The 22,790-nt window shown below is 64.4% G+C and carries 21 protein-coding genes and 1 tRNA gene; 7 read left to right on the forward strand and 15 right to left on the reverse strand.

All coding sequences use genetic code 11. The annotated features are described in order from the left end of the window. Positions 1-44: 44 nt before the first annotated feature. The 10 genes from KW835_RS05945 to KW835_RS05990 form a co-directional block, all read right to left on the reverse strand. On the reverse strand, positions 45-518 hold the full coding sequence (locus KW835_RS05945) for a hypothetical protein (RefSeq protein WP_218381381.1): 474 nt from the start codon (positions 516-518) through the stop codon (positions 45-47). 193 nt (positions 519-711) lie between these two features. Continuing rightward, positions 712-1,191, reverse strand: a complete 480-nt coding sequence (locus KW835_RS05950; RefSeq protein ID WP_370633588.1) for a PaaI family thioesterase — start codon at positions 1,189-1,191, stop codon at positions 712-714. Positions 1,192-1,194: 3 nt separating this feature from the next. Beyond that, positions 1,195-2,370 carry an acetyl-CoA C-acyltransferase gene (locus KW835_RS05955; RefSeq protein ID WP_218381382.1) on the reverse strand — a complete coding sequence of 392 codons (1,176 nt, stop codon included), beginning with the start codon at positions 2,368-2,370 and terminating at the stop codon, positions 1,195-1,197. 35 nt (positions 2,371-2,405) lie between these two features. Beyond that, entirely contained in the window at positions 2,406-4,505 is a 2,100-nt protein-coding gene (locus KW835_RS05960) for a 3-hydroxyacyl-CoA dehydrogenase NAD-binding domain-containing protein (protein WP_218381384.1), read from the reverse strand. Positions 4,506-5,010: 505 nt separating this feature from the next. After that, complete coding sequence (locus KW835_RS05965; RefSeq protein ID WP_218381385.1) at positions 5,011-5,706, reverse strand: ABC transporter ATP-binding protein; 696 nt, start codon at positions 5,704-5,706, stop codon at positions 5,011-5,013. A gap of 9 nt (positions 5,707-5,715) precedes the next feature. Then, positions 5,716-6,510: an ABC transporter ATP-binding protein gene (locus tag KW835_RS05970; protein WP_218381386.1), complete on the reverse strand. Its 795-nt coding sequence runs from the start codon at positions 6,508-6,510 to the stop codon at positions 5,716-5,718. 2 nt (positions 6,511-6,512) lie between these two features. Continuing rightward, positions 6,513-7,865: a branched-chain amino acid ABC transporter permease gene (locus KW835_RS05975; RefSeq protein WP_218381388.1), complete on the reverse strand. Its 1,353-nt coding sequence runs from the start codon at positions 7,863-7,865 to the stop codon at positions 6,513-6,515. 4 nt (positions 7,866-7,869) lie between these two features. Beyond that, positions 7,870-8,823: a branched-chain amino acid ABC transporter permease gene (locus KW835_RS05980; protein ID WP_218381389.1), complete on the reverse strand. Its 954-nt coding sequence runs from the start codon at positions 8,821-8,823 to the stop codon at positions 7,870-7,872. 69 nt (positions 8,824-8,892) lie between these two features. Then, on the reverse strand, positions 8,893-10,125 hold the full coding sequence (locus tag KW835_RS05985) for a branched-chain amino acid ABC transporter substrate-binding protein (RefSeq protein WP_056165409.1): 1,233 nt from the start codon (positions 10,123-10,125) through the stop codon (positions 8,893-8,895). A gap of 131 nt (positions 10,126-10,256) precedes the next feature. After that, positions 10,257-11,900 (reverse strand): 3-(methylthio)propionyl-CoA ligase, encoded by a 1,644-nt coding sequence (locus KW835_RS05990; RefSeq protein WP_218381391.1) that lies wholly within the window; start codon positions 11,898-11,900, stop codon positions 10,257-10,259. Positions 11,901-12,121: 221 nt separating this feature from the next. On the opposite strand from KW835_RS05990, the gene KW835_RS05995 reads away from it, so the two are divergent. Then, on the forward strand, positions 12,122-12,808 hold the full coding sequence (locus KW835_RS05995) for a Crp/Fnr family transcriptional regulator (protein WP_218381551.1): 687 nt from the start codon (positions 12,122-12,124) through the stop codon (positions 12,806-12,808). A gap of 45 nt (positions 12,809-12,853) precedes the next feature. Here KW835_RS05995 and KW835_RS06000 read toward each other — a convergent pair whose 3' ends face one another. Beyond that, positions 12,854-14,560, reverse strand: coding sequence for a carboxylesterase/lipase family protein (locus tag KW835_RS06000; protein ID WP_218381392.1), 1,707 nt, complete (start codon positions 14,558-14,560; stop codon positions 12,854-12,856). A 183-nt stretch (positions 14,561-14,743) separates the two neighbouring features. Here KW835_RS06000 and KW835_RS06005 point away from each other — a divergent pair, with 183 nt between their 5' ends. The 6 genes from KW835_RS06005 to KW835_RS06030 all read left to right on the forward strand — a co-directional run bounded on the left by KW835_RS06005 (position 14,744) and on the right by KW835_RS06030 (position 19,429). Next, on the forward strand, positions 14,744-15,778 hold the full coding sequence (locus KW835_RS06005) for an AraC family transcriptional regulator (protein ID WP_218381393.1): 1,035 nt from the start codon (positions 14,744-14,746) through the stop codon (positions 15,776-15,778). Between the two features lie 62 nt (positions 15,779-15,840). Next, the gene (locus tag KW835_RS06010; protein ID WP_218381395.1) at positions 15,841-17,322 is read left to right on the forward strand and encodes a YdiU family protein; all 1,482 of its coding nucleotides are present in this window, start codon (positions 15,841-15,843) and stop codon (positions 17,320-17,322) included. Next, positions 17,319-17,732 (forward strand): peptide-methionine (R)-S-oxide reductase MsrB, encoded by a 414-nt coding sequence (gene msrB, locus KW835_RS06015; RefSeq protein WP_218381396.1) that lies wholly within the window; start codon positions 17,319-17,321, stop codon positions 17,730-17,732. The genes KW835_RS06010 and msrB overlap by 4 nt, the downstream gene beginning before the upstream one ends. A gap of 24 nt (positions 17,733-17,756) precedes the next feature. Beyond that, on the forward strand, positions 17,757-18,296 hold the full coding sequence (locus tag KW835_RS06020) for a septation protein A (protein WP_218381398.1): 540 nt from the start codon (positions 17,757-17,759) through the stop codon (positions 18,294-18,296). A gap of 12 nt (positions 18,297-18,308) precedes the next feature. After that, positions 18,309-18,575, forward strand: a complete 267-nt coding sequence (locus KW835_RS06025) for a BolA family transcriptional regulator (protein WP_218381399.1) — start codon at positions 18,309-18,311, stop codon at positions 18,573-18,575. A 68-nt stretch (positions 18,576-18,643) separates the two neighbouring features. Beyond that, the gene (locus KW835_RS06030) at positions 18,644-19,429 is read left to right on the forward strand and encodes a peptidylprolyl isomerase (RefSeq protein WP_218381400.1); all 786 of its coding nucleotides are present in this window, start codon (positions 18,644-18,646) and stop codon (positions 19,427-19,429) included. 205 nt (positions 19,430-19,634) lie between these two features. On the opposite strand, the gene KW835_RS06035 is transcribed toward KW835_RS06030, so the two are convergent. From KW835_RS06035 to infA, 4 genes are all read right to left on the reverse strand, one after another. After that, a complete protein-coding gene (locus KW835_RS06035) occupies positions 19,635-20,417 on the reverse strand; it encodes a DUF1624 domain-containing protein (RefSeq protein WP_218381401.1) in 783 nt (260 codons plus the stop codon). A 586-nt stretch (positions 20,418-21,003) separates the two neighbouring features. Continuing rightward, positions 21,004-21,792, reverse strand: a complete 789-nt coding sequence (locus tag KW835_RS06040) for an SGNH/GDSL hydrolase family protein (RefSeq protein WP_218381402.1) — start codon at positions 21,790-21,792, stop codon at positions 21,004-21,006. Between the two features lie 541 nt (positions 21,793-22,333). Next, a tRNA-Pro gene (locus tag KW835_RS06045) sits at positions 22,334-22,410 on the reverse strand. 90 nt (positions 22,411-22,500) lie between these two features. Next, the gene (gene infA / locus KW835_RS06050) at positions 22,501-22,758 is read right to left on the reverse strand and encodes a translation initiation factor IF-1 (RefSeq protein WP_218381403.1); all 258 of its coding nucleotides are present in this window, start codon (positions 22,756-22,758) and stop codon (positions 22,501-22,503) included. Positions 22,759-22,790: the final 32 nt, after the last annotated feature.

Here is a 22,790-nt window from a genome sequence, read left to right on the forward strand (position 1 = left end):
CTCCTTGAGTGCGGCCTGCCCCGGCCTCCTGCGCCAGGCGCAGGTCAGCGTGCGGGCAGCGCGATGTTCTTGAAACACCAGTAGTCCAGGTCCGAATCGGGCCGGGGCTGGCAGCTGGCCTCTCCGAGCTGCAGGCGCTTGGCACCGGCAGGGAGTGGCGGGAAAGTGATCTTCAGAAACTTGGTGCGGCCGGGCTTGATGATGTCCATCTTGCCGCCGCACAGCGAAAGGCCGCCGATGGTGCGCTGGGGCAGCACGGTGCCGCTGTCCAGGTCCTTGAGCGTGAAGGCCTCGGTCGAACCCGTGGGCTGGGCGCAGGCTTCAAAGGTTTCGCTGGTGGTGTTCTTCAGGAGCAGCGTGACACGGGTCTGCTGGGCATCGAGCACGATCTCCTGCAGCACCACGTCGGCATCCGTCTCCAGCGGCTGCAGCAGCTTGAAGCTCTGTGCATGGGCTCCGCAGGCCACGGCCAGCGCCGAGAGTGCGGTGAAAAAGCGGAGGAATGAAATGCGGCGCATGGAATGGTCCGGTGAAGGGAAAGGTAGGAAAAAGGAGTGCCACGGCACCAGGCTGGCCTGGGTGCCGCGCGGATTCTGCCCGCCAAGCCGCCGCCGGCTCGCGCCACCCGCTTCCACAAGGCAACAATTTGTAGCCCTTCCTTCACCCTCCTGTCGCTGCATCATTCACGGTGTTGGTGTCTGCGCAAGATGCTCAGCCGGCCTGCGATGTACTGGCAGGCAGCGCGGCGATCGTGCCCTGCGCCACGGCGCAGAGCTTTTCCTGTCCGTCTGCCTGCACCGCGTACACGTCACAGCGGCACACCGCTTGGCTCTTGCCATGGTGCACGGCCTCGGCACGGGCCACCAGCCGCTCACCCACAGCCGGGCGCAGGTAGTTGACCTTGAACTCGGACGTGACCACCGGCACCTGCATGGCCGTGCCACCGGCATAGGTGAGCGCGTTGTCGGCCAGGTAGCTCACCACCCCGCCGTGCGCAAACCCATGCTGCTGGCGCAACTGCGGCGTGAGCGCCAGGCCCAGCTCGCAACGCCCCGGCGACAGCGACAGCAGCTCGGCCCCCAGCAGCACGCTGAAGGGCTGGTTGGCCAGCACCTGCCGGCCGAGTTCCAGAAAGGCCTCAGGCGAGACCGTGCCTTCACTTCGCATGTCGGTGGGGCGCCCAGAGGCCATGGGTCAGAACACCTCGAAAATGCCGGCAGCACCCATGCCGCCGCCGATGCACATGGTCACGCACACCTTCTTGGCACCACGGCGCTTGCCTTCGATGAGCGCGTGGCCCGTGAGGCGCTGGCCGGACACACCGTAGGGGTGGCCCACGGCGATGGCGCCGCCGTTCACGTTCAGGCGGTCTGCCGGGATGCCCAGCTTGTCACGGCAGTACAGCACCTGCACGGCGAAGGCTTCGTTCAGCTCCCACAGGTCGATATCCTCGACCTTGAGGCCCAACTTCTTGAGCACCTTGGGCACCGCGAACACGGGACCGATGCCCATTTCATCGGGTTCGCAACCGGCCACGGCAAAGCCGAGGAAGCGGCCCAGGGGCTTGAGGCCCTTCTTGCTGGCGTACTCTTCACTGGTCACCACGCAGGCGCCTGCGCCGTCGGAGAACTGGCTGGCATTGCCCGCCGAGATCACGCCGCCGGGCAGCGCGGGGCGGATGCCGCTGATGCCTTCCTTGGTCGTGCCTTCGCGCGTGCCTTCGTCCTTGCTCACGGTGACCTGCCTGGTGATCAGGCCCAGTGTCTTGTCGGCGATGCCGGCGGTGACGGTGATGGGGGCGATCTCGGCATCGAACAGGCCGGCGGCCTGGGCCGCGCAGGCCTTTTGCTGGCTGGCGGCGCCGTACTCGTCCATAGCGTCGCGGCTGATGTTGTAGCGCTTGGCCACCTGCTCGGCGGTCTGCAGCATGCTCCAGTAGATCTCGGGCTTTTGCTTGGCCAGGGCCAGGTCCTGGATCATGTGCAGGTTCATCTCCTGCTGCACGCAGGAGATGCTTTCCACACCGCCCGCCACGTACACGTCGGCCTCGCCGGCGATGATGCGCTGGGCCGCGGTGGCGATGGTCTGCAGGCCCGAGGAGCAAAAGCGGTTGATCGTCATGCCGGACGCCGTGATGGGCAGGCCGGCCTTGAGCGCGATCTGGCGCGCGATGTTGCTGCCCGTGGCGCCTTCCGGCGTGGCGCAGCCCATGATGACGTCGTCGACATCGGCGCCGTCGATGCCGGCGCGCTGCACGGCGTGCTGCACGGCATGGCCGCCCAGCGTCGCGCCGTGGGTCATGTTGAAGGAGCCCTTCCAGCTCTTGGCGAGCGGCGTGCGGGCGGTGGAGACAATCACTGCGGAGGTCATGGGAAATCCTTTAATCGATGAACGGTGGCGCGGGCTTATTGGAAGGCCTTGCCTTCGGCGGCCAGCTTGGCCAGCAGCGGAGCGGGCTTCCAGGCGTTGGCGTCGTCCATGGGGTTCTGGGCAAAGCGGTTCATGGCCTGCACCACGTTGAACAGGCCCACTTCGCTGGCGTAGTGCATGGGGCCGCCGCGGTGGATGGGGAAGCCGTAGCCGGTCAGGTACACCATGTCGATGTCGCCGGACTTGCTGGCAATGCCCTCTTCCAGGATGTGCGCGCCTTCGTTCACCAGGGCGAACACCAGTCGCTGCACGATTTCCTCGTCGGAGATCTTGCGGGGCGCCGTGCCCAGCGTCTTGCGGTGCTCTTCGATCATCTTGTTGACGACATCGCTCGGGATCGCGTCGCGCTTGCCTGCCTGGTAGTCGTACCAGCCTGCGCCGGTCTTCTGGCCAAAGCGGCCCAGCTCGCACAGCAGGTCTGCGGTCTTGCTGTACTTCATGTCGGGCTTTTCGCTGTAGCGGCGCTTGCGGATCGCCCAGCCGATGTCATTGCCGGCCAGATCACCCATGCGGAACGGGCCCATGGCAAAACCGAACTTCTCGATGGCCTTGTCCACCTGCTGGGGCGTGGCGCCTTCGTCCAGCAGGAAGCCGGCTTGCTGGCTGTAGCGCTCGATCATGCGGTTGCCGATGAAGCCGTCGCACACGCCCGAGACCACGGCGGTCTTCTTGATCTTCTTGGCCACGGCCATCACGGTGGCCAGCACGTCCTTGGCAGTGGCCTTGCCGCGCACCACTTCCAGCAGCTTCATCACGTTGGCGGGGCTGAAGAAGTGCATGCCCACCACGTCCTGCGGACGCTGGGTGAAGCTGGCGATCTGGTCCACGTCCAGCGTGGAAGTGTTGGAGGCCAGGATGGCACCGGGCTTGGCCACGGCATCCAGCTGCTTGAACACGGCTTCCTTCACACCCATCTCTTCGAACACGGCCTCGATGATCAGGTCGCAGTCCTTGAGGTCGTCATAGCTGAGCGTGGTGGACAGCAGCGCCATGCGCTGGGCGTACTTGTCTTCCTTGAGCTTGCCCTTCTTGACCTGCGCTTCGTAGTTCTTTTTGATGGTGCCGATGCCGCGGTCCAGGGCCTCTTGCTTCATCTCCAGCATCTTGACGGGAATGCCGGCGTTCAGGAAGTTCATGGCGATGCCGCCACCCATGGTGCCCGCACCGATAACGCCCACCAGCTTGATGTCGCGCTTGGGGGTGTCCGACGGAACGTCGGGGATCTTGCTCGCGGCACGCTCTGCCATGAACAGATGGCGCAGCGCGCGGGACTCGGGGGTCCACATCAGGTTGATGAAGATCTCGCGCTCGACCAGCATGCCTTCGGCGAACTTCTTCTTGGTGGCCGCTTCGACCGCGTCCACGCACTTGGCGGGAGCGGGGAAGTTCTTGGCCATGCCCTTGACCATGTTGCGTGCGAACTGGAAGTACGCGTCGCCTTCGGGGTGCTTGCAGGGGAAGTTGCGCACCAGGGGCAGCGGACGCGCATCGGCCACGCTCTGGGCGAACGCCAGCGCTTCTTCGGCCAGCGATTCGGGCGATGCAGCCAGCTTGTCGAACAGCTTCTGGCCGGGCACGCCGGCGATCAGTTCGCTCTTGACGGGCTCGCCGCTCACGATCAGGTTGAGCGCGGCTTCGACGCCGATCACGCGCGGCAGGCGCTGCGTGCCGCCCGCGCCAGGGATCAGGCCCAGCTTGACCTCGGGCAGCGCGATCGAGCAGCCAGGCGCCGCAATGCGGTAGTGGCAACCCAGCGCCAGCTCCAGGCCGCCGCCCATGGCGACGGTGTGCATGGCGGCTACGACCGGCTTGGCCGAGTTTTCGACGGCGAGGATCACCGACAGCAGGTTGGGCTCCTGCAGCGATTTGTCGGTGCCGAATTCCTTGATGTCCGCACCGCCGGAGAAGGCGCCGCCCGCCCCGGTGATGACGATGGACTTGACCGCTGCATCGGCATTGGCGCGGGCCAGGCCGTCCACGATACCTTGGCGGGTGGCCAGGCCCAGCCCGTTGACGGGAGGGTTGGCCAGCGTGATCACGGCAACGGAGCCGTGGACTTTGTATTCAGCGGTCATGGTGCTGTTGTTCCTTGGAGAGTGAAAAAGAACGATCGTGCGTTTTTATTGTAGGGGCTTCAAACCAGTTTGGCGTGTCAATTTGTCCCGGGCGGGACAAGGGGTTGACTGCGAGGTCGTTTTCGAGGCGGTGACCTTGAAACCCCCGAAACCGTTCACGCTGAGCTCGTCGAAGCGTTGCGCGAGGCTTCGACGAGCCTGTACTGAGCCTGTCGAAGGGCTCAGCCCGAACGGTATCTGGTGGTAGCACGCGAACCGATGCGACCACAAAGCGCTACATGTCGATGAACTTGAAAACCCCCATCCGTTCACGCTGAGCTTGTCGAAGCGCTGCGCATGGCTTCGACAAGCTCAGCCCGAACGGTTCTGGGGGGAAGAACCCATATGGCCACATGGCGTATCTCGTGTCGCTTGAAACGAGCCTTTAATCGAATACCTGTACTTTGGCAAAAGAGAGGCGCCATGAGTTGTCACGCGCCTCTTGAGAATGCGTTGGCCGTCACCCTCAGACTTCAAGCCACTCTTTGCGGATGTAGTTGTCTGCCCTCAGGCTGTCCGGCGTGCCCTGGAACACGATGGAGCCGTGCCCCATCACCAGCGCGCGGTCCGAGATCTTCATCGCGATGGTGAGCTTCTGCTCGATGAGCAGCACCGAAATCCCCCGCGCCTTGATGGTCTGCAGGTACTGCCCCACCAGCTCGACGATCTTGGGCGCCAGGCCTTCGGTGGGCTCGTCGATGATGATGAGGTCCGGGTCACCCATCAGCGTGCGGCACAGCGTGAGCATTTGCTGCTCGCCACCCGACATGACGCCTGCCTCGGTGTGCTGGCGCTCCTTGAGGCGCGGGAACATCTCGTACATGTCGTCGAACGACCAGCGGCTGCCCTTGCCGCTGCCCTTCTGGCCCAGCAGCAGGTTTTGGTGCACGGTGAGGTTGGGGAACACGTCGCGGCTCTCGGGGACGTAGCCCAAACCCAGATGGGCGATCTCGTAGGCCTTCTTGCCGTTCAAGGCCTGGCCCTTCCATTCGAGCGTGCCCTCCCAGTCCACCAGGCCCATGATGGCCTTGGCGGTGGTGGAGCGGCCCGAGCCGTTGCGCCCGAGCAGCGCCACGATCTCGCCGGGCTGGACTTCGAAGCTCACGCCATGCAGCACATGGCTCTTGCCGTAATAGGCGTGGAGGTTGTCAATTTTCAGCATAGTCAATGATCAGTGTCCCGCGCCTTGCTCATCGGCCACGACGGAGCCGAGGTACGCCTCCTGAACGCGCGCGTTGGCGCGCACCTTGTCGGGCGTGTCGAAAGCGATCACCTCGCCATAGACCACCACGGCGATCTTGTCGGCCAGGCCGAAAACCACCCCCATGTCGTGCTCCACGGTCAGCAGGGTGCGGCCTTCGGTCACTTCCTTGATGAGGTGAATGAAACGCGTGGTTTCGCTCTTGCTCATGCCGGCCGTGGGCTCGTCCAGCAGGATCACGTTGGCGCCGCCCGCGATGGTGATGCCGATCTCCAGCGCCCGCTGCTCGGCATAGGTGAGGTTCATGGCCAGCGTGTCGCGCTTCTTGTCGAGCTTGATCATCTCCATGAGCTCCTTGGCGCGCTGGTTGGCGTCGTGCAGGTTCGACAGGAAGCGCAGGAAGGTGTACTTGTAGCCCATGCTCCACAGCACGCCGCATCGCAGGTTCTCGAACACCGACAGCTTGGGGAAGATATTGGTGATCTGAAAGCTGCGCGACAGGCCCTTGCGGTTGATCTCGTACGGAGCCAGGCCGTTGATGCGCTGGCCGTTCAGGATCACGTCGCCGCTGGTGGGCGCGAAGCGCCCGCTGATCAAGTTGAACAGCGTGGACTTGCCTGCGCCGTTGGGACCGATGATGGCCACGCGCTCGCCGGGTGCCACGGCCAGGTTGGCGCCGCGGATGATCTCGGTCTTGCCAAAGCTCTTGCGCAGGTCGCGCAACTCCAGGGCGTGGGTCGTGGGGGTAGCGTTGTCAGCAGCCATGTTCACAGCGCCTCCGTACGCTTGATTTCATGTTCGATTTCCTCCTGGATCGTGCCCCACTGGCGCAGGAACTGGCGTCGGCACAGCTCGAACAGCCCGAAGCCCGTGACCATCACGAAGACGGCGCCGAACCAGCTGGCAAACCCCTTGGCGTTGAGCGTGGCGCCCAGGAAGGTCAGCTCCGGCCCGAGTGCGGCATTGAGTTGCAGGTGGTAGGTCATCTCGATCATGCAGGCCGCCCCCATCACGCCCACCAGGGCGGTGCCGGCCAGGCCCAGGTAAGAACTGCCGAGCTGGCGCAGCTTGCCGTACTTGGCCAGGCGCAGGTTCATCATGATCAGGCTGGCGATGCCGCCAGGTGCATACATCACCATGAACAGGAACACCAGGCCCAGGTACAGCAGCCAGGCCTTGGACAGCTCGGACAGCAGCACCGAGGCCAGCACCAGCAGCACCGCGCCGATGATGGGGCCGAAGAAGAACGTGGCTCCGCCCAGGAAGGTGAACAGCAGGTAGCCGCCCGAACGGATCACGCTCAGGCTGTCGGCGCCCGTGATGATCTCGAAGTTGATGGTGGCCAGTCCCCCGCCGATGCCGGCAAAGAAGCCGGCGATGATGAAGGCAAAGTAGCGCACGCGCTGCGTGTTGTAGCCGATGAACTCCACGCGCTCGGGGTTGTCGCGCACGGCGTTCAGGATGCGGCCGAGCGGCGTGCCGGTGAAGGCGAACATCGCCGCAGTGCACACGAAGCAGTACGCCGCGATCAGGTAGTACACCTGCATGCCCGAGCCGAAATTCAAGCCGAAGAAGGCTTTGCCGTAGGTACGATCGGTGGTGATGCCGCCTTCGCCGCCGAAGAACTCGGGGAACATCAGCGCCATGGACGCCACCAGTTCGCCGATACCGAGCGTGATCATGGCGAAAGTGGTGCCCGACTTCTTGGTGGTGACGAAGCCCAGGATGATCGCGAAGAACGCCCCGGCCAGCCCCCCCACCAGCGGTATGAGCACCAGCGGGATGTTGACCGAGCCCTTGGTCGCCATGTTCATCGCATGGATGGCGATGAACGAACCCAGGCCCGTGTACACCGCATGCCCAAAGCTCAGCATGCCGCCCTGCCCCAGCAGGATGTTGTATGACAGGCAGATGATGATCAGGTAGCCGATCTGGGAGAGCATGGTCAGCGCCAGGCTGCTGCGAAACAGCATGGGCGCGACGATGAGCGCAACGGCAAACAGCGTCCAGACGACGAAGCGGCCCACATTCCAGGGCTTGAACCGGTAGTACGAGCTGGCCGCAGCGCTGCCGCCAGCGGTAGCGTTGGGGGGGGTGATGGTGGTGGTGGTCGAATTCATGGCATCAGTCCTCCCGCGTACCCAGCAGGCCCTTGGGGCGGAAGATCAGGATCAGCACGAGGAACAGGTAGGGCAGGATGGGTGCCACCTGCGAGATCGTGAGCTTGAGCAGCGGGTAGCCGAAGGTCTGGTCGGTCACGGCGACCCCCACGGCCTTGAACACATGGATGAGCGAGTAGTCGAGCGCCACGGCAAAGGTCTGCACCAGGCCGATCAGCAGCGATGCGAGGAATGCCCCCGCCAGCGAGCCCATGCCACCCACCACCACCACCACGAAGATGATGGAGCCCACCGAGGCCGCCATGGCGGGCTCGGTGACGTAGGTGTTGCCGCCGATCACGCCAGCCAGGCCGGCCAGGGCCGCGCCGCCGCCGAACACCAGCATGAACACGCGCGGCACGTTGTGACCCAGCGCCTCGACCATGTGGGGGTACTTGAGAGCGGCCTGGATCACCAGTCCAATGCGGGTGCGCGTGAGCAGCAGCCACACCGACACCAACATCAGCAGCGCGACCAGCATCACGAACGAGCGCGACTTTGGAAACTGCGTGCCGTACAGCGAGAACAGCGGGCCCTGCAGTTGCTCGGGCAGCCCATAAGGCACGGTGGAGCGGCCCCACACGAGCTGCACCACTTCCAGAATGAGGTACGAGAGCCCGAACGTGACGAGCAGCTCCGGCACATGGCCGAACTTGTGCACGCGGCGCAGGCAATAGCGCTCGAACGCGGCACCCAGTGCAAACACCACCAGCGGCGCAATCACGAGCGCCGGCCAAAAGCCCACCAGTCCGGAGATGGTGAAAGCGAAATAGGCTCCCAGCATGTAAAAGCTGGTGTGCGCAAAGTTGAGCACACCCATCATGCTGAAGATCAGCGTGAGGCCCGAGCTGAGCATGAACAGCAGGAGCCCGTAGCTCACGCCGTTCAGCAGCGAGATCACGAAAAACTCAGTATTCATTGGAATTTTTCACTGCAGGGGTAAAAAAAAGGCCCGAGTGGCTCGGGCCTCGAAGCGGTTGCGCAGGGTTTATGGACGCTTCATCTGGCACGATGAGGGTGTGCTGGCCACATAGGGCTCGTAGTACTTCACAGGCACGAAGGTGTAGCCGGTGTTTTCCGAATCGAGCGGGTACTTGCCGCCAGCCTTCTCCCACTTGGAGATGAACAGGCCTTGCTGCAGCTGATGGTCCGTCTTGCGCATCTCGACCTCGCCGTTGAAGCTCTTGAACTTCATGCCTTCGAACACCGCCGCCACCTTGACGGGGTCGGTCGACTTGGCCTTGGCAAAGCCTTCGGAGAGCATCGTGAAGGCGTGATAGACCGCGCCGGTGTACATGTCGTCGTTGAACTTCTTCTTGTAGTCCACCACGATCTTGTTGATCTCGCCCGGCAGGTTCATGTGGGCGTAGGCCACCATGTACACGCGGCCGGCGGCGGCCGAGCCCATGGCCGTGGGGCTGCCGGTGACCGAGCCGTAGTAGGTATAGAAATTGACGTTGTTCAGGCCTGCATCGTTGGCCGCCTTGATCAGCAGCGCCAGGTCGGAGCCCCAGTTGCCGGTGATCACGCTGTCGGCGCCCGACTGCTTGATCTTGGCGATATAGGGCGCGAAGTCACGCACCTGGGCCAGCGGGTGCAGGTCGTCGCCCACGAACTGCACGTCAGGACGCTTGCGGCCCATCATTTCCTTGGCGTACTTCGCGACCTGGTGGCCGTGCGCGTAGTTCTGGTTGATCAGGTAGACCTTCTTGACCTCGGGCATGTCCTTCATGTACGTGGTCAGGGCTTCCATTTTCATGGAGGTGTCCGCGTCCAGGCGGAAGTGCCAGTAGCTGCACTTGCTGTTGGTGAGGTCAGGGTCCACGGCCGCGTAGTTCAGGAAGAGCACTTCCTTGCCGGGGTTGCGGGCGTTGTGCTTTTCCAGCGCGTCCATGATGGCCAGGGCCGGGCCCGAGCCGTTGCCTTGCACCACGTAGCGCGCGCCCTGGTCCATGGCCGAGCGCAGCGCGCTGGTGGTCTCTTGCGGGCTGAGCTTGTTGTCAATGCCGATGATCTCGTATTTGACCCCTGCGGCGTTCTTCTTGTTGAACTCTTCAGCAATGAACTGGAAGCTCTTGAGCTGGTTGGTTCCCACGGCCGCCATCAGGCCGGACAGCGGGTCGAGCCACGCAATCTTGACGGTCTCGCCTTTTTGAGCGAACGCCCCGCCAGCACTTGCCAGGATTACCGAGGCTGCTACAGCCTTAATAGCGAACTTCATGGTCTTGTCTCCTTGTAAATTAGTAAATCGCAGCGTACCGCGTTGCAACAAAGCGATGCTCAGGGATTGCCCCTACCAGCGTCGCACACGCGACTGGCCCCGCGCTCCCCCGAGCGCGGGGCCCGTCTTCATCACAAACCCGGAAGCTTGTAATCCTTCAATTGCTCGCGCAATCTGGTCTTGAGCATCTTGCCGGTGGCGCCCAGCGGAATGGCATCGACGAACACGACGTCATCGGGGATCTGCCACTTGGCGGTCTTGCCTTCGTAGAAAGCCAGCAGCTCCTCGCGAGTGACCTCGGTGCCGGGGCGCTTGACCACGGCAACAATGGGGCGCTCGTCCCACTTGGGGTGCGGCATGCCCACGCACGCAGCCATGGCGATCGCAGGGTGCGCCATCGCGATGTTCTCGATGTCGATGGAGCTGATCCACTCGCCGCCGGACTTGATCACGTCCTTGCTGCGGTCGGTGATCTGCATGAAGCCGTCGGCGTCGATGGTGGCCACGTCGCCCGTGGGGAACCAGCCCCGGCCCTGCGCGTCCTTGACGAGCGGGTTGCCGCCCTCTCCCTTGAAGTAGCTGTCCACGATCCACGGGCCCTTGACCAGCAGGTCACCGTAAGTCTTGCCGTCCCATGGCAACTCGCCGCCGTCCCCGCCCACGATCTTCATGTCCACGCCGTAGATCGCACGGCCCTGCTTTTGCAGGACCTTCATCTGCTCGTCCTTGCTCATTGCCAGGTGCTTGTTCTTCAGGGTGCACAGCGTGCCCAGCGGGCTCATCTCTGTCATGCCCCAGGCGTGCAGCACCTCGACGCCGTAGTCTTCCTTGAACGCATGGATCATGGCGGGCGGGCAGGCCGAGCCGCCGATCACAGTGCGCTTGAGCGTGGAGAACTTCAGGCCCGCGGGCTTCATGTGGCCGAGCATCATCTGCCACACGGTGGGCACACCGGCCGCGTAGGTCACCTTCTCGGCTTCGATGAGTTCATAGATGGACTTGCCGTCCATGGCGGGACCCGGGAACACGAGCTTGCAGCCCGTCAGCGCGGCGGAATATGGGATGCCCCAGGCGTTGACGTGGAACATGGGCACCACCGGCAGCACCGAGTCGCGCGCCGACAGGCACATCACATCGGGCAGCGCAGCGGCGTAGGCGTGCAGCGTGGTGGACCGGTGGCTGTACAGCGCAGCCTTGGGGTTGCCCGTGGTGCCGCTGGTGTAGCACATGCTGGATGCGGAGTTCTCGTCGAACTCGGGCCAAGCGTAGTCGGGGGCATAGGCGCCGATCCACTCTTCGTAGCTGGCCAGGCCCGGCACGCCGGAGTCGGCTGGCAACTTGTCGGCATCGCACAGCGCCACCCATTTCTTCACCGTGGGGCACTTGGCGTGCACGGCCTGCACCAGAGGCAGGAAGGTCAGGTCAAAGCACAGCACCTGGTCTTCGGCGTGGTTGACGATCCAGGCGATCTGATCGGGGTGCAGGCGCGGGTTGACGGTGTGCAGCACGCGGCCCGAACCGGACACGCCGAAGTACATCTCCATGTGCCGGTAGCCGTTCCAGGCCAGCGTGGCCACGCGGTCGCTGAACTGCAGCTTCAGGGCATCCAGCGCATTGGCCAGGCGGCGCGCACGTGCCCCCAGGTCGCGGTACGTGTAGCGATGGATGTCGCCTTCGACCCGGCGCGAGACGATTTCGGCGTCGCCATGGTGGCGCTCGGCGAACTCGATCAGCGACGAAATCAAGAGCGGTTGGCTCTGCATCAGACCCAGCATGGGTGCTCCTTGGATGTAGTGGTGAATGGAGAGATCATCGTAGCGCGGCGCACGGCCCCGGGATGTCACGCTGGTTGTGAAAACCCGAGCCCTGGAGTGCAGCCGCCATCGTTCGCACGGCAGTGTGCGCCGCCCGTGCGGCCTTGCCAACACCTGTCGTCCCGTTGACAAACGCACAGGGATTACCCTGCATGCCCCCAGGAGCAGGGACAATGCGCCGCATGCTCTGCTTTGCGCCCACCGCCCAGCGATTCATCGAAGCCCAGCCGTGGTTCGGCAGCGTGCCTGCAGCCCTGCAGGAGCGCCTGCGCGCCGAGGTGTTTGCGACCCAGGGCGTCAAGGGCACGGTGATGATGCCCGCCGGCAGCGCGGTGCAAGGCTGGCACGCCGTGCTGTCGGGGCTGGTGATGCTGCAAAGCCCCGCCAGCAAGGGCCGTTCGTCGGCCTTCATCGGCGTGCCCGACGGCGAGTGGTTTGGCGAAGGCTCGGCCATGAAGCCGGAGCCGCGCAAGTACAACGTGGTCGCACTGCGACCCACCACCCTGCTGTGCCTGCCCCTGCCACTGTTCGACGTGCTGCGCGACACGCACCTGGCCTTCAACCAGTTCCTGGTGCTGCACCTGAACATGCGCCTGGGCCAGGCCATGACCATCATCGAAGCGGGCCGCACGCAGTCCACCGAGCACCGCGTGGCGCTGTACCTGAGCCGGCTGTTCTGGCGCAGCACGCGCCGGCTCAACCTCACGCAGGACGAGCTGGGCCAGTTGGTGGGCCTGTCGCGCCAGACGGTGAACCGCGTGCTGCAAACGCTGGAAGGGCTGGGCATCGTGTCTCTGGACTTCGGCAAGGTGGCCATCGTGGATGACGACGCACTGAGTGCATACCTTGCCGCCACGGTGGCATCGTGAACGGACATGGGCTTGGACATCACCGGGCAGGCTGACTGAACACGCTTATTGAACGCTGAGGCGCGCAGCCTTCAGGTCCGCGTCGAAGATGAACCTGCGCGGCCAGGCCTGCCACTCCTGCCCCAGGCCGGTGTGGTTGGGGTTGCCGGTGTGCACGAAGGCGCGCACGCTGTCCATCATCACGCCCGACAGGGCCAGGCGTCCCGGCTGGTTGGCGGTGCTGTTGGCCGCCTTGGCCAGCAGCGAAGGGCCGAAGTTGCCGAACACGAACGGCAGATCGAAACCGTGGGCCGCGCCGTACACATCGTTCCAGGGCGCGGGCTGCTGGGCCCAGTTGAACTGGTAGCTCCAGACGTTGGCCTGCTGGGTGCGCAGCGTGTTGAGCAGGTTGTCGCGGCTCGGGTCGATGAAGGCGGCGCCCAGCAGCTTCATGCGGGCGTTGTAGCCGGTGACCGGTGCGGTGACGGGCAGGTAGGACGCGTCGATGACGTCTGCCGGCGTGAGCGTGGTGGGGGCGTCAGGGTTGAAGCCCTGCGTCAGCGCAAATCGCTCTGCATCGGTGATCTTCATGCCGGGCTTGCCGCCCAGCAGTGCGAGAAACGGCGCAAACAGCTTGGCCTCGTCCAGCGTGTAGCCCGACAGCACGGGCACCTTGTGGTAGCGCCCTGCCCCGATCTCCGCAATGGGATCGACCGGAACCACCACTCCATCGGGAATGGGCCCCGACCCGGTGAGGCCGTTCTTGAGCACGGTCTGCAACAGGACGCGGCCGTCCTTGCCGCGCAGGTAGCTGGCGGTTTGCGCCGGCGTCCAGCCGGCCACCAGCGCGGCCGCCGCTGCGGCATCGGGCGCCAGGCCATCGGCCAGCGCCAGGGCCGCGAGCAGAGCGCCCGCCTGCGCTGCATACTTGCCGGCTGGGTTGAGCGTGGGGATCGCGCCGGTGGGCAGGTTGGTGGGCAGCGAAATGCCCGCGCTGATCGGCAGAGCCTTGTGGAACAGGCCTGCGGCCGGCGGCGCGGCGAGCAGTGCCAGCACATTGGTCGCACCGGCTGACTGGCCCATCAGCGTCACGTTGCGCGGGTCGCCGCCAAAGCGGCCGATGTTGGCTTCGATGAAACGCAGCGCCTGGATGTTGTCCAGCAGCGCGTAGTTGCCGGTGTATGCCTTGCCGCCCGCATGCAGCGCTGGCAACTGGAAGAACCCCAGGACATCGAGCCGGTAGTTGGCCGTGACCACCACCGCATTGGCCCTGCGCGCCAGTGCGGCGCCGTCGTACACCGGGTCGGCCGTGTAGCCCGAGATGCCGCTGCCGCCGTGCAGGAACAGCAGCACGGGCAGGTTGTCCTGCGCGTTCGCCGGGCGCCAGATATTCAGGGTCAGGCAGTCTTCGTTGCCCACGGGCGTGCCCAGCGTCTGGCCGATGGTGTCGTCAAAGCGGTTGTTGGCACCGGGGCCGTACAGGCGGCCCATCTGCAGGCAGGCATTGCCAAAGCGGGTGGCGTCGCGCTCGCCCGTCCAGGCTGCGGGCTCTGCGGGTGGCTGCCAGCGCAGATCGCCGACCGGGGGCTTGGCAAAAGGCAGGCCTTTCCAGGCGTAGGTGCCGGTGGTGGCGCTGTCGTCCGTTCCACGCACCGCGCCGTAGCGGGTCTCGCGCAGCTCGGGCGGCGTGCCGCTGGAGCCGCCGCAGGCCGTACCCATCAATGCTGCCAGCACGGCGGCGCCAAAGCGCACGCGGCGTTGAAAATCAGCCATGTCTTGTCTCCTTGGGGGTTTTCAGGAATGGGTCGGGCCTCTCTGAAGCGTCACACTTGCGGCAGGGCCAGACCTCAGCGACGATTGTGTGAACGCATCGCCATCGGCCCACTATCGCAACCGCGCCAAAACAGTGACTTCAGAACACCACCCTCGCGTTAACCCTGACCCGGCAGCCCGGCCATGACACCGCGCACCAGTTCCGCCGCGTGGGTGCGCGGCATCGCGGACATGTTTGCGGCAGAAGGCCTGCCGGCGGCCGACCTGTGCACCGAGGCCGGCATCGACCTGCCGGCGCTGCAGCAGCCGCACACGCGTGTGGACGTGGACCGAGTGAGCCGCCTGTGGGAGGCTGCAGCGGCGCGGCATGGCCAGCCCGGCCTGGGCCTGGAGCGGAACCTGGCGGCGCGCTACGGCAATGTGGACCTGGTGGGCTACGCGCTGGCCTCCGGGCCCAACCTGCTGGTGGGGTTCGAGCACCTGCAGCGGCAGATGGCGCTGATCTCGGACGCCACCACGTTCGAGATGCGGAGCGACCCGCGCGGCCAAGGCTACTGGCTGGCGCTCAGCCACATCGGCGCCACCCGGCCCATTCCGCGCCAGCGCATCGAATTCGCGGTGCTCACCTTGTTCACGCTGTGCTGCTGGCTGACGCGGCGCGACCTGGTGCCGCAGGCGGTGGAGCTGACCACCCCCCCGCCGCAGGACGAGGCCCGCTACCGTGCAGCCTTCGGCCTGCTTCCGCGGTTCGGGCAGCCCGCCAACCGCTTCTTGCTGGCCGAAGCCGACCTGCTGGCCCCCATCCCCACCCACAACCCCAGCCTGTGGGCACTGCACGAGCGCATGGTGGACGCAGAGCTGGACCAGCTCGGCCAGACCCTGGCAAGCACCCGGGTGCGCACCGAGATCGCCCGCGTGCTGCACCTGGGCGAGCCCCGGCGCGAAGACATCGCAGCGCGTCTGCATCTGACCGACCGCACCTTGCAGCGGCGCCTGCAGGCCGAATCCGTGAGCTACCAGCAACTGCTGGACGACACCCGCCGCGAGCTCGCCCGCCAGCACCTGATGGACGTGCGGCGCAGCCTGGCCGAGATCGCCGACCTGCTGGGCTTTGCCGACCAGAGCAACCTGTTTCGCGCTTGCAAGCGCTGGTTCGGCATGCCGCCCGGCCAGTATCGGGCCCAGGTGCTGCAGGCAGAGCCTGAAGCCGCGTCCTGAAGCGGCCTGCGACCCATGGCCCTGTCGGCCCGGGGGCATCGGCGGTGCGAGACAATCAGCCCATGAATCAGCGCGCTGACAGCGACACCTTCGCCAACATCGGACTGGCCTGGAACCACGGTTTTGCCGCCCTGGGCCCGGACTTCTTCACCGAACTGCGCCCCACTGCGCTGCCAGCGCCCCACTGGGTGGGCACCAGTGCGTCAGTCGCCCAGCTCATCGGACTGGATGCGGCCTGGCTCCACAGCGACGAAGCGCTGCAGGCGTTGACCGGCAACACGCTGCTGGCGGGATCGCGCCCCCTGGCCAGCGTCTACAGCGGCCACCAGTTTGGCGTCTGGGCCGGCCAGTTGGGCGACGGCCGCGCCATCTTGCTGGGCGAGACGGCCAGCGGCCACGAGGTGCAGCTCAAGGGCGCCGGCCGCACTCCGTATTCCCGCATGGGCGACGGGCGCGCCGTGCTGCGCTCGAGCATCCGCGAGTTTCTGTGCAGCGAAGCCATGCACGGCCTGGGCGTGCCGACCTCGCGGGCCCTGTGCATCACCGGATCGCCCGGCCCGGTGCGGCGCGAAGAAGTCGAAACCGCCGCAGTGGTCACGCGCGTGGCGCCCAGCTTCGTGCGGTTCGGGCACTTCGAGCACTTTGCGGCCAACGGGCTGGAGCCTCAGTTGCGGGCGCTGGCCGACTACGTCATCGACCGCTACTACCCGGCATGCAGGGACACCACCGAGTTCGGCGGCAACGCCTATGCCGCGCTGCTGCAGGCCGTGAGCGAGCGCACCGCGCGCCTCATGGCCCAATGGCAGGCCGTGGGTTTCTGCCACGGGGTGATGAACACCGACAACATGAGCATCCTGGGCCTGACCATCGACTACGGGCCGTTTCAGTTCCTGGACGCTTTCATCCCCGGCCATGTGTGCAACCACAGCGACACGCAGGGGCGGTACGCCTACAACCGCCAGCCCAACGTGGCGTACTGGAACATGTTCTGCCTGGCGCAGGCCTTGCTGCCGCTGATCGGTGACGAAGAACTGGCCAAGCAGGCCCTGGAGTCGTACAAGAGCGTATTCCCCGACGAGTTCATGGCCCGCATGCGTGCCAAGCTGGGCCTGGCGTCCGAGCGCGAGCAGGACGGCGCCCTGATCGACGGGATCCTGCAATTGCTGGCGAAAAACGGTGTGGACTACACCATCTTCTGGCGGCGCCTGTCCCACGCCATGGGCGCGAGCGAGTTCGAGCCGGTGCGCGACCTGTTCGCGGACCGCCAATCCTTCGACGCCTGGTTGCTATCATATTCAGAGCTTTTGGCGCATATTGACAGGGCGCCAGCGGCCGATTTGATGCTCAAGACCAATCCCAAGTTCGTGCTGCGCAACCACCTGGGCGAGCAGGCCATCCGCGCTGCGAAACTTGGCGACTTCAGCGAAGTCCAAACCCTTCAGCGGCTGCTGGAGCGCCCCTTCGACGAGCACCCCGGGCACGACGCCTACGCAGCCTTCCCGCCCGACTGGGCGTCTTCCATCGAGATCAGCTGTTCATCATGACCCACCCCGTACAGAAAACCGATGCCGAATGGCAAGCCTTGCTGCGCGACAAGGGCGCAGAACCCGTGGCCTTTCAGGTCACGCGCCACGCGGCCACCGAGCGGCCGTTCACCGGCAAGTACGAAGCCCACTGGGCCGATGGCAGCTACCACTGCATCTGCTGCGGCGCCAAATTGTTCGATTCGGTGACCAAGTTCGACGCGGGGTGCGGCTGGCCGAGCTTCTCCGAAGCCATCCCCGGCGCGATCACGGAAATCGTGGACCGCAGCCACGGCATGGTCCGCACTGAAACGGTGTGTGCACAATGCGGTGCCCACCTGGGCCATGTGTTCGAAGACGGCCCGGCGCCCACAGGCCTGCGCTACTGCATGAATTCCGCATCGCTGGACTTCGAAACCGACAAGCGCTGACCGCAGAGACTCCCGCCTGATTCCATGAAAATCCTGATCGACTTTTTCCCCATCCTGCTGTTCTTCGGGGCCTACAAGCTGTACGGCATCTATGTGGGCACGGCAGTGCTCATGGCGGCCACCGTGGTGCAAATGGGCCTGATCTACGCCATGGAGCGGCGGCTGCAGACGATGCACAAGGTGACGCTGGTGCTCATCCTGCTGTTCGGCACCCTCACCCTGGTGCTGCAGGACGACCGGTTCATCAAGTGGAAGCCCACGGTGCTCTACGGCGCCATGTCCGTCGCGCTGGCAGTCGCCTTGTGGATCCTGAAGAAGAATTTTCTCAAGATGCTGCTCGGCGGCCAGCTGGCGCTGCCAGATGCCGTGTGGACGCGTTTGAACGTGGCCTGGATCATCTACTGCGCCTTCATGTCGGCAGTCAATGCGTATGTGGTCCTGAACTTCAGCACCGAGGCATGGGTTGATTTCAAGCTGTGGGGCTATGCCTTTCCGCTGGTCTTCCTGATAGGCCAGGGCATCTACATCGCTCCGCACCTGAAAAACGACGAGCCTGTGGCCTGAAGGATGGAGCCCATGACGACGACCCCCCTGGCGCGGCAGATGCATCAGACGCTGGTTGAGCGACTGGCACCCACGGTGCTTGAAGTGCTGGACGAAAGTGCCGCCCACGCAGGCCACGCCGGGGCCAATGGCACGGGTTTCGGCACCCATTTCCGCGTCCGCATTTCGTCACCTTTGTTTACAGGCAAGGCCCGGGTTGCCAAGCACCGCCTTGTGTATGATGCGCTGCAAGAATTTATTGACCAAGGCGTACACGCCCTTGCCATTGAAGTTCTGTGAACCGGCCGCAGCTATCAGTCGCCGGATTTCAGCTGGCACAAAACAAACTTTCATTTTTTGGATTCCGCATGAAGAAACAGCTCCTGTCCGGCCTCGTGGCCGCTGCCGTGCTGGGCACGATGGCCCTGCCGGCTTCCGCCCAGAACGTCGCCGTCGTCAACGGCAAGGCCGTGCCGAAAGAGCGCGTTGAGGCCCTCAAGCAGCAGGTGGAGCGATCGGGTCGCCCCGTGACGCCCGACATCGAAGGCCAGATCAAGGAAGAAGTGATCGCCCGAGAAATCTTCATGCAGGAAGCGCAAAAGCGCGGCCTGGAAGGCTCCGCAGACTACAAGCTGCAGATGGAACTGGCCCGCCAGACCATCCTGATCCGCGAACTGTTTGCCGACTACCAGAAGAACAACCCCGTGACCGACGCCGAGATCAAGGCCGAGTACGACAAGTTCGTGGCCGCCAACTCCGGCAAGGAATACAAGGCCAGCCACATCCTGGTCGAGAAGGAATCCGAGGCCAAGGCCATCATCGCGTCCATCAAGAAGGGCGGCAAGTTCGAAGACATCGCCAAGAAGCAGTCCAAGGACCCAGGCTCCGGCGCCAAGGGTGGCGATCTGGATTGGGCCAACCCGTCGAGCTACGTGGGCGAGTTCAGCGACGCGCTGGTCAAGCTCGAAAAGGGCAAGATGACCGACACGCCCGTCAAGAGCCAGTTCGGCTACCACATCATTCGCCTGGACGATGTGCGCCAGGCCGAGCTGCCCAAGCTGGACGAAGTGAAGCCCCAGGTCGCACAGCAGTTGCAGCAGCAAAAACTGGCCAAGTTCCAGGAAGACCTGCGTACCAAGGCCAAGGTCGAGTAGTCGGCTTCTTGCCGATGCACACCTCGAAGGGCAGCCCGGGCAACCGGTCTCTCTTCCAAAAAAAACGCGGCCCAGGCCGCGTTTTTTCATGGGCGCTCGACAAGCCCATGACGGGCTGCGATGGGGTACGTGCCAGCAAAGGCGTTGAACATGGCGCGCGGGCAGTCGGCGCCGCCGAAGTCTATCCGCCCGCTTGCGGACCGGATCAACGGCCCAGCCAGGCAGCCACCATCAACGCCCCGATCAACACCGGCTGGTGCACCATGTAATAGCTCAGGCTCCAGCGCCCCAGCAAGGCCAACGGCGCCAGGAATCCAGGCAGTCGCGCTTGAAGCAACTCAGTGCGGCTCCGCAGCAACCACTGGCCTGATGCAAGCCCCACCCACATCAAGCCAAGCCACGGCAGCACCGGCACATAGTCTTCCGTGAAGGGCTTGCGCCCCACCAACCCCAGCCAGTTGAGCCAGCGGCTGTTGAACCAGGGCGCGGCCTCGTGCCAGGGCCCCGTGAGCAGCACATGTGCCAACGGGGGCAGCGCGATGGCCACGCCACCTGCCACCGACAGCCACCGGCCCCAGCCCGCCGTGAGCCGGGCCACGATCAGCATCACCGCCATGCCGTGCAGCACGCCGAAATAGATGAAGCTCTGCGGGAACATCACCACCGAGCCCGCCGTCACCAACAAAGCACACCCCGCGATCTGCAACCAGCGGCGCCCGAACCGCGCCCAGCCCTGCCCCTGGTGCAGCGCAATGGCCTGCCCCAGCCCGGCGCAAAAGAGGAAGAGGCTCACGATGACCGTGCGCTGCGTGGTCCAGAAAGGGTCCATGCGAAAGTTCTGCGGCCAGAACCCGAGATGGCTCAGGTCGAAGCAGAAGTGGAACACCGTCATCCACACCATGGCCAGCCCGCGCAGCGCATCCACGCTGTCGTAGCGGGCTGGTCGCGGTGCGAAGGAAAAGGGAGAAGAAGACGCGGGTCCGGTCATTGGTTTCCTGGTAGGTCGGCTCGGCACGGCGCTTGCCAGCGCCGGTAAACCTGCCAGAGCACCGGCATGGCTTGAAGGCATGCGCGCCGACATTCTCCCCCCAGACAGCATGGCCGCAACGGGTCGCCATGATCAGAAGGAACGCCGCAAAGCAGAAAGGCCCCGCAGCAATTGCTGCAAGGCCTTCAAACATTGGCCGGAGCGGCGGAATTCGAACTCGCGACCCTCTGCTCCCGAAGCAGCACCGTACACGGTCCTTCAGGCCGTACGGCCAGGGGTTCGGGAATCTTTCGAGGTGATGCAGGTGCAACTCGCCCCCGTGCCTATGCAAGCCCTCGAGGCCCACCGCGCTGGATGCAGCATTGAACGCATCGAGCAGAACCTTTTTACCCAGGAAGAACGGCCCGCGCATCTTGATGCTTGCTTCAACAGGTGCATCTTCCACCCCCATCGGCGAACCTCGAACTCTCGCGGCTCGCTGTTTTATCGCCTGCTTCACCAGGCCACACAAAACAGCCCTTACCGATCAGCCTCGCGAGAAACCGACCGACGGCTCGCTCAACGAGGGCCGAAGCCCTCACCATGCTTACCAGCCCCGGAACGCCCTCACCTGCGCAGCCACCGCCGAAGCGATAGCCATGTGCGTTACCAAGGTCGGGTGCAGACCCTCATGGGTCGTGCCGGGGTTCATCGCCACGGCGCCGTTGCTCCAGTAGCGAACGCGGGTTGCAAAGCCTGGGTAGTGAGCATTGATTTCCGCCACGGCGGCGTCAATGCCCGAGTTCAATGAGTCGCGGCGGCCGACGAAGTCCGCGTAAGCGCCGGTCGTCGGGTCGGTCGGGCCGAACGTGTCCTCGGGTACAGGGTACGGTGCTTCCACGATGGCCAGGCGGGTGCCGTTCTGCGCCAGGGGCTTGCCGATCAGCTGCGAGAACCAGTAGGCGCTGACCGCAGTGCGGTCTGCGGGGCTCAGCGCGTCGTTGCCACCCAGGTGGATCACCACTTGGTCAGCCTGGATGGCGATGGCGTGCTGCACCAGCGTCAGTCCGCCAAAGGCTGGGACCAGGGCATTCGTATTCAGGTCCGGCCTGTAACCGTCCGTCATGCCCACCAGGGTGGAGCCGCCGAACTGCTGGGCGTCGTAGCTGGAACCAGGGACGGCTGCGCTGATGCGGCGAGCCATGTTGAACTGGTTGGACGCATTGCCGTACGACTCCCAGGTGGAGTACTGCGAGTTGAAGCCGAACCCACCGGACACAGTGCGCTTGGGCCGTCCGAGCGGGTTACCTCCGTCTCCGAACGAATCGGTGTAGACGGCGATCTTCCTGGCGATAACGGGCGCGCCCTGGGCCCTCGCAACCATTGGCAAAGCCATGGCGCTGACTGCCGCAGCTGCAACTTTCAAAATCGAGCGACGGGGCAAAGAACTATGAATGCTCACGCGGACTCCTCCGAATTGATGAGCAGGCATTAGGTAAATTTCTGCTGCATTCGGTCAAGGCAACTTACGCTCTCGCAACGGAACTCACCGGCACTTACAGGCTTGCCGCCGATGACTGATCACGCGCTGGCCAGGGCGAGCGACCAGCGGCACAAGAAGCATGTGAGCCCCTGCTGATCACCCCGAAGTGCAAGTGATGTGCGTTGTCTGCAAGCGGAACACAAGGCTCGCAGGGTCAGTCACGGCAGCCCAGCGGATGGGGTGCCAGCACGAAGCAGCGGCAGACGGCCGAAGACGCGGGACACACGAAGAAAGAAGAAAGAAGGCGATCAGGATGACCGCAGGGTGCTGAGCGCAAACCGCCGCCCGGTCGAACGCAGGCGTGAAGTGCGCTCAATGTCGCCGCAGAGTAGACAATGGCGATGCAGTTAGACAAAAGGCCCGCAGAGGAAACCCCTGCAGGCCTTGTCAATATTGGTCGGAGCGGCGGGATTCGAACTCGCGACCCTCTGCTCCCAAAGCAGATGCGCTACCAGGCTGCGCTACGCTCCGACAGCTAGTATTCTAACGCGGCAATCCAGCTGTTTTTGGTTCGTTGCCGATTTTTTGAGATTTTTTTCAAAAACCGCCAACGGCCGTTGATTAACGATTGCCGGTCGAGCCAGGGCCGGGGCCGCGACCTGCCAGGTGACGGAATGTGATGCGGCCCTTGGTCAGGTCGTAAGGTGACATTTCCAGCGAGACCTTGTCGCCGGCCAGGATGCGGATGTGGTGCTTGCGCATCTTGCCGCCCGTGTAGGCGATCAGTTGATGGCCGTTGTCCAGCGTGACGCGAAACCGCGAGTCGGGCAGGACTTCCGTCACGGAGCCCTGCATTTCAATGAGTTCTTCTTTGGCCATGTTCTATCTCTTCAAAACAAATATTCTGTGGT

The sequence above is a fragment of the Acidovorax sp. sic0104 genome (assembly GCF_019219095.1).
Lineage (GTDB): Bacteria > Pseudomonadota > Gammaproteobacteria > Burkholderiales > Burkholderiaceae_C > Acidovorax.

Bases quoted from the DNA above. Each gene is read 5' to 3' on its own strand.
- infA (WP_218381403.1), bottom strand. From the start codon at position 22,758: ATGGCCAAAGAAGAACTCATTGAAATGCAGGGCTCCGTGACGGAAGTC.
- KW835_RS06000 (WP_218381392.1), bottom strand. From the start codon at position 14,560: ATGGCTGATTTTCAACGCCGCGTGCGCTTTGGCGCCGCCGTGCTGGCA.
- KW835_RS06010 (WP_218381395.1), top strand. From the start codon at position 15,841: ATGAATCAGCGCGCTGACAGCGACACCTTCGCCAACATCGGACTGGCC.
- KW835_RS05990 (WP_218381391.1), bottom strand. From the start codon at position 11,900: ATGCTGGGTCTGATGCAGAGCCAACCGCTCTTGATTTCGTCGCTGATC.
- KW835_RS06020 (WP_218381398.1), top strand. From the start codon at position 17,757: ATGAAAATCCTGATCGACTTTTTCCCCATCCTGCTGTTCTTCGGGGCC.
- KW835_RS06025 (WP_218381399.1), top strand. From the start codon at position 18,309: ATGACGACGACCCCCCTGGCGCGGCAGATGCATCAGACGCTGGTTGAG.
- KW835_RS05985 (WP_056165409.1), bottom strand. From the start codon at position 10,125: ATGAAGTTCGCTATTAAGGCTGTAGCAGCCTCGGTAATCCTGGCAAGT.
- KW835_RS05970 (WP_218381386.1), bottom strand. From the start codon at position 6,510: ATGGCTGCTGACAACGCTACCCCCACGACCCACGCCCTGGAGTTGCGC.
- KW835_RS05965 (WP_218381385.1), bottom strand. From the start codon at position 5,706: ATGCTGAAAATTGACAACCTCCACGCCTATTACGGCAAGAGCCATGTG.
- KW835_RS05995 (WP_218381551.1), top strand. From the start codon at position 12,122: ATGCTCTGCTTTGCGCCCACCGCCCAGCGATTCATCGAAGCCCAGCCG.
- KW835_RS06005 (WP_218381393.1), top strand. From the start codon at position 14,744: ATGACACCGCGCACCAGTTCCGCCGCGTGGGTGCGCGGCATCGCGGAC.
- KW835_RS05960 (WP_218381384.1), bottom strand. From the start codon at position 4,505: ATGACCGCTGAATACAAAGTCCACGGCTCCGTTGCCGTGATCACGCTG.
- KW835_RS06040 (WP_218381402.1), bottom strand. From the start codon at position 21,792: ATGGCTTTGCCAATGGTTGCGAGGGCCCAGGGCGCGCCCGTTATCGCC.
- msrB (WP_218381396.1), top strand. From the start codon at position 17,319: ATGACCCACCCCGTACAGAAAACCGATGCCGAATGGCAAGCCTTGCTG.
- KW835_RS06035 (WP_218381401.1), bottom strand. From the start codon at position 20,417: ATGACCGGACCCGCGTCTTCTTCTCCCTTTTCCTTCGCACCGCGACCA.
- KW835_RS05980 (WP_218381389.1), bottom strand. From the start codon at position 8,823: ATGAATACTGAGTTTTTCGTGATCTCGCTGCTGAACGGCGTGAGCTAC.
- KW835_RS06030 (WP_218381400.1), top strand. From the start codon at position 18,644: ATGAAGAAACAGCTCCTGTCCGGCCTCGTGGCCGCTGCCGTGCTGGGC.
- KW835_RS05945 (WP_218381381.1), bottom strand. From the start codon at position 518: ATGCGCCGCATTTCATTCCTCCGCTTTTTCACCGCACTCTCGGCGCTG.
- KW835_RS05975 (WP_218381388.1), bottom strand. From the start codon at position 7,865: ATGAATTCGACCACCACCACCATCACCCCCCCCAACGCTACCGCTGGC.
- KW835_RS05950 (WP_370633588.1), bottom strand. From the start codon at position 1,191: ATGGCCTCTGGGCGCCCCACCGACATGCGAAGTGAAGGCACGGTCTCG.
- KW835_RS05955 (WP_218381382.1), bottom strand. From the start codon at position 2,370: ATGACCTCCGCAGTGATTGTCTCCACCGCCCGCACGCCGCTCGCCAAG.